Origin of the sequence: Burkholderia sp. Se-20378 (genome assembly GCF_017104665.1) — a bacterium.
Taxonomy (GTDB): domain Bacteria; phylum Pseudomonadota; class Gammaproteobacteria; order Burkholderiales; family Burkholderiaceae; genus Burkholderia; species Burkholderia lata.
In genome coordinates, this window is record NZ_JAAGPG010001212.1 from 1 (window position 1) to 721 (window position 721).

The 721-nt window shown below is 70.6% G+C and carries 1 protein-coding gene; it reads right to left on the reverse strand.

Annotation, left to right across the window (positions count from 1 at the left end; all coding sequences use genetic code 11):
• On the reverse strand, positions 1-721 hold a 721-nt coding region (locus tag G3N93_RS41065; protein ID WP_206135644.1), incomplete at both ends, for a methionine ABC transporter ATP-binding protein.

The window sequence follows — 721 nt, forward strand, 5'->3', positions numbered from 1 at the left end:
TGCTCGGGCAGCGGCTGCACGCGCGCGGCCAGTTCGGCCGGCAGGTCGTGCACCAGCGTGCTGAGCAGCGCGCGCGTCGCGCCGTGGCGCGGATCGCCGAACACGCGCCACACGGGGCCCGTTTCGACGACTTCGCCCTGTTCGATCACCGCGACCGTGTCGCACACCGCGCGGATCACTTCCATCTCGTGCGTGATCAGCACGATCGTCAGCCCGAGGCGATGGTTGATGTCGGCGAGCAGCGCGAGGATCGACTGCGTCGTCTCGGGATCGAGCGCCGACGTCGCCTCGTCGCAAAGCAGCACTTCGGGATCATGCACGAGCGCACGGGCAATGCCGACGCGCTGCTTCTGCCCGCCCGACAGGCTGGCCGGATACGCGTCGCGCTTCGCGGCGAGCCCGACGAGTTCGAGCAGCGCCTCGACCTTGCGCACGCGCTCGGCCTTCGGCACGCCGGCGATCTTCAGCGGCAGCGCGACGTTCTCGAACACCGTCTTCGCGGACAGCAGGTTGAAATGCTGGAACACCATGCCGGTACGGCGCCGCAGCGCGACGAGCCCGTCCTCGTCGAGCGCGCCGACGTCGACGCCCTGCACGCGCACGCGCCCCGAGCTCGGCCGTTCGAGGCCGTTCACGAGCCGCAGCAACGTCGACTTCCCGGCGCCGCTGCGGCCGATGATCCCGAAGACCTCGCCACGGCGCACGTCGAGCGTCACGTCGC